This window comes from Candidatus Jordarchaeum sp., from assembly GCF_052745115.1.
The window spans coordinates 1-4,208 of sequence record NZ_JBRAKS010000325.1 but is presented as its reverse complement, the minus strand read 5'-3'; the positions used below and the strand labels follow the sequence as shown (position 1 = coordinate 4,208).

6 protein-coding genes are annotated in these 4,208 nt (G+C 36.6%); 1 reads left to right on the top strand and 5 read right to left on the bottom strand.

Translation table 11 applies throughout. From position 1 onward, the window contains the following. Nucleotides 1-816 precede the first annotated feature (816 nt). From ACUVXA_RS17055 to ACUVXA_RS17040, 4 genes are all read right to left on the bottom strand, one after another. Complete coding sequence (locus ACUVXA_RS17055; protein WP_445872492.1) at nt 817-1,002, bottom strand: hypothetical protein; 186 nt, start codon at nt 1,000-1,002, stop codon at nt 817-819. Between the two features lie 142 nt (nt 1,003-1,144). Next, complete coding sequence (locus ACUVXA_RS17050; protein WP_445872491.1) at nt 1,145-2,209, bottom strand: ARPP-1 family domain-containing protein; 1,065 nt, start codon at nt 2,207-2,209, stop codon at nt 1,145-1,147. A gap of 26 nt (nt 2,210-2,235) precedes the next feature. Continuing rightward, on the bottom strand, nt 2,236-2,661 hold the full coding sequence (locus ACUVXA_RS17045; protein ID WP_445872490.1) for a winged helix-turn-helix domain-containing protein: 426 nt from the start codon (nt 2,659-2,661) through the stop codon (nt 2,236-2,238). Nucleotides 2,662-2,835: 174 nt separating this feature from the next. Continuing rightward, on the bottom strand, nt 2,836-3,144 hold the full coding sequence (locus ACUVXA_RS17040) for a hypothetical protein (RefSeq protein WP_445872489.1): 309 nt from the start codon (nt 3,142-3,144) through the stop codon (nt 2,836-2,838). Nucleotides 3,145-3,345: 201 nt separating this feature from the next. Between ACUVXA_RS17040 and ACUVXA_RS17035 the strand changes: the two genes are divergently transcribed. Then, the gene (locus ACUVXA_RS17035; RefSeq protein ID WP_445872488.1) at nt 3,346-4,008 is read left to right on the top strand and encodes an ERCC4 domain-containing protein; all 663 of its coding nucleotides are present in this window, start codon (nt 3,346-3,348) and stop codon (nt 4,006-4,008) included. Nucleotides 4,009-4,013: 5 nt separating this feature from the next. Here the strand turns inward: ACUVXA_RS17035 and ACUVXA_RS17030 are convergent. Continuing rightward, nucleotides 4,014-4,208 (bottom strand): glycosyltransferase (locus ACUVXA_RS17030; RefSeq protein WP_445872487.1); only part of this gene is annotated, 195 nt, incomplete at its 5' end.

Sequence of the window (4,208 nt, the reverse complement as noted above, 5' to 3'; positions counted from 1 at the left end):
CTTCCCATCTTTAAAAATGCTGATACTCTTTATAGATATGAAACAGGTTAACATAATGATCTTTATTTTTAATTAGAAATAAATAAGAGAGGCATGTACCTCTCTCCTGAATTTTAGTCAAGCAATTTTTTTCATTTTTCTTTTAATCCATTTTGAATTTTATCTACTTTTTCCTTTTGCTTTCCCTTTTGTCTTTCCTTTCGCTTTTCCTTTTCCTTTTTTGCTCATTTTTTGTCCTCCATTTTGGATGTCGGTCTTTTAGGCTTTTTAAAAAAATAGGATAATCCATGGCTTTGCTATCAGAAATTTTAAATGGCGTTATTTTATATTTAATGTTTAAAATTATTTAAAACTATTGTAAAAAACCCTAATTCGATTGGATTTATTAATTTGAGGTAAAATTCAAACTATTTTTTATTAAGGATATTAAATTTGAAATTTTGACAAAAACAAAAACAAAAAAACTTGAATTATTGAAAAAGGAGATGAAATTAGCCATATGTTCAATAGAAACTCCTTAGTGTATGGGAGCGTTGTGGTGAAGGGGTGGAAAAGCCTTGCTTCCCATTTCCGCTTAGCATAAATTAACAAGTTTTAGCGTTACTATGCGAAAATCTTGGGTGAGAAGGTGTGGAAACAAGCGGTTAGCGACGTCACCACCAATAAAACAAAAAGTTAGGAGCCAATATTGAACATATGGGAAATTAGGAAGTGAAGTTAAGATTTCGGTCTTCTGAGTACTTAATTTTAAAAATTAATTCAAAAAATGTGTGTAATAATAATTTCAATTCAAATTGGGGTGAAACTCATACTCTACTAATCTTCTTCTTCAAATTCTTCTTCTTCCGATATTTCAAATTCTTCTTCTGAGACTTCCTCTTCCCACTCGTCTCTGACTTTTTTAGGCAGTCCTTTCACTTTTTTTAGGTCCCATTTTTTATTTTTCTCTGTTCCATTCTTAAATTCCGGTGGAATTTTTCTAATTTTTTCCTTATCTGGCATTATTTTTCCCTATGATTTAAAAATCTTACAAACATATAAACCTGTTTTATTCTCTAACAATAATCCAAGTAAAATAGAAAAAAGAAAAAGAACGAAGACTACTTCATTACCGTGAACATTCTTCTATTGCCAGAAGGGATGCTTATCTTACTTGTATTCTAAATGGGGGCTGATTAATCGATTGCTGCTGTCGGTATTGTATAACATCTTCTTGGTGTCTTACTATTTTTCCCTTATCTTCTCTTGAGACTAGATAGAATTGAACCATTGTGTTTTCGTGTATTAGAGTTATTCCTCTCCATTTACTATCTTCTGACTTGAATTCTACGACATCTCCTAGACCAATACCTTTTCTGACTGTGAGGTTTATTCCAATATTTCTTAGTGTTTCAATGAAAATGTTGTGATAGTGGTCTTTTACCTCTTTAACCGGCTTTTCCTCATCTCTTATCGCTTCTACCACAAATGCTCTCAGTATCTCCTTGCTTATCGATCTCCAGGCTTGCGGATTTCCATAGAACTCCGTTCCCATTAATTCCCCGTTGATGAAAACCGCCACACCACACTGACCTTCCAAATTCTCAAACCTGTTTACTAAACTGTCTATTTTCTTTTCATTAGCCTTAGTGATTTCAAGATAACTTTGAGTGGGTGCAATATAATTTTCAAGCTTCATATCCTTTCGGAGTTTCTGAATCTCGTCCCAAACTGCGCTCTGACCTCCGGGAGACATAGCCATAAAGGCTGCTTGAGGATTTAGTCTCAAATTGTGAGCTTTGAAATCCTCACCCTTAGTATAGCTCCACCGGGACTGCTCAATACACTTAGCTGGTAGAATTAGCTCCCTCATAGATTTTCCACCGATTGTGGCAGTCTGTAGTATATTATGCTTGCTTCCTACCGGTATTAGTATTGGTTCCCAGATTGTTCTATCCTGTTTACCCCCATGCACTGTTACCCCGAAGGGAATCAGAACCTGTTTATCGCTGTTGTTTATAACTTTTAACTCTTGCACGCTATCGGTTTCCACGATCTTAATCTTACCTTTTTCCTCCGCCTCGTTAACGCATATGAAGTCCAGAATTGAACCCTGCATAATGAGGGGCAGGACAACCATGTTACCGTGTTTCTGGGCTTCTCCTAGCTTAAGTAGTATTAACGGGTTGTCGAAGAAAGACTCTACAAGATTTACGCTCGCACTCTTCACGCTTCTCCCTCCTATTATTTTTTCTACTATTTTTTTTCACCTTTTTTCTTGGTGCTCGGTTCTTCCTCTTCCGAGAGGTATAATTGTTTTACAAAATTATTCGCAATTTTTTTACCGTTTATTGTGAGCTCCACACCATAGGAGACTTGAATTTCTCCACCTTCATCCACTCCGTTGACTCTTACGCCCCGCATATCAGGCAGATCTTCCGGTTTGGGAGTTTCTTCGGGAAGAATTTCTCTATGAATTTGAATTATTCCTCCTTTTTTGAGGCTCTGTAGATGGTAGTTTATCTGCTGCTTTGGGACGCCGATTTTTTTCGAGAGGTCTATGGGTCTCTGGGGGGATTCGTAGAGTTCCTTTATGATTTCTACTCTTACCGGGTTTCTGAAGGCGAGTCCTACCTTTTCGAAAATTTTTTTCCTTTCATCTTGCTTCCTTTTTTTCGGCATCCGAATCACTCATGATTAATTTTTACGGTAAAAATTTTTTTTACTATACAAATAATGAATACCTCTAAATATAAATGTTTCGAACAATGCAAAAAATTCAAAAGCAAATCAACTCTAATACAGAGTCTTTTAACCCGTTAAAGTCAAAGCCTGAATTTCTCTGCCAATATCCTTTCAGAACTGTTTCAATGCCTCGGAAAAATCAAGTTGCGCTTCACACCCGCAGCAGGGACATTCAAAAACCTCTCCATTCTGGTGTGGTTCCACATTTGCAATATATCCTCGGCAATCGGCACAAAAAGCGTACCAATTCATAGGATTCCTACTGAGAATTATTTCCGCTTTATTAACTCCACTGGGAATAGGCCAAGCTTCGGGTGCCTGCGCTTTATGCGGACTACTCCAAAGTTCAACAATTTTTTCCCAGAGAGGCTGTTTTTTACCTCTTCTACTATCCATAGATTCTCCACTTTTATTATCCATTTCCTACACCATTTCTTCTCCCAATAAGATATTTTGAGTTTAATGGAATTTTGTAATGTTAGATATATTAACTTTATTTTAAGTTTTTTAAAAATATTCAAAATTTTATAACGAAAAATATTTCTAGAATTCGAGGCGTTTTTCACAGACGAGTATGCTTTAATACTGGGAATAATAAGTCTGTTTTTGGGTGTTAACTAGATGATCATCGTTGATAATCATGAAAAGAGAAGTATAGTTCCTGAAAAATTGGAAAAGTTCGAGGTAAAAGTTCAATTCGCCGATTTACCTGCTGGCGACTACCTAATTAACGGTATCATCTGCGTTGAGAGAAAAGAGATTAACGATTATATTACTAGCCTGACCTCTGGACATCTACACACTCAGCTATACAATCTCAGCACTAATTTTGAAGTAAGCTATCTTATAGTGGAGGGATTAATCTCAGAGGCTCTCATGTACCGCAAAATCAAAAGAGAAGCCTACCTTTCATCACTAGCCGGAGCCTCCATCAAAAGGAGTCCCGAAGGCAAAAAGGGAATCGTGCAAATAATCAACTTGGAAACCGCCTTCGATACTGCATTATTCTTAAAAAGCCTAAATGATAGGCTAGAAGAAACCGAGCCTCGTATTCCGCAAATTACCAGAGTAAAACGCGGAGCAAAAGATCAGCTAATATTTATTGTTTCATCACTTCCAGGAATCGGCGAAATTCGGGCCAGAAAACTTTTAGAACACTTCGGAGATATGAAAAATCTAGTTAACGCCAATTTAGATAAGATAGCCAGTATTCCCGGAATAGGAATAAAAACAGCCAGAGAGCTCCACAACATTTTTGTTAAAAAATATGACGGACGAACCTAAAACTATTATTGTATCATGTCATTTAGTAGAATTAAATAGTCTAACAAAAGTCTGGTTATCAGAAAGTTCTTTCTCACAAACTCCTTACCCTTCCGGCCCATCTCCTCTGCCAATTTTGGGGTCTCTAATAGTTGAATAACCCTATCCGCAAACCGTTGTCCGAAACTTACCCATCTAGGACACTTCCAGATGGTGTTCGG

What these genes read in the sequence shown, in the direction of transcription:
- ACUVXA_RS17055 (WP_445872492.1), bottom strand. Translation starts at nt 1,002, where the DNA reads ATGCCAGATAAGGAAAAAATTAGAAAAATTCCACCGGAATTTAAGAAT.
- ACUVXA_RS17040 (WP_445872489.1), bottom strand. Translation starts at nt 3,144, where the DNA reads ATGGATAATAAAAGTGGAGAATCTATGGATAGTAGAAGAGGTAAAAAA.
- ACUVXA_RS17045 (WP_445872490.1), bottom strand. Translation starts at nt 2,661, where the DNA reads ATGCCGAAAAAAAGGAAGCAAGATGAAAGGAAAAAAATTTTCGAAAAG.
- ACUVXA_RS17035 (WP_445872488.1), top strand. Translation starts at nt 3,346, where the DNA reads ATGATCATCGTTGATAATCATGAAAAGAGAAGTATAGTTCCTGAAAAA.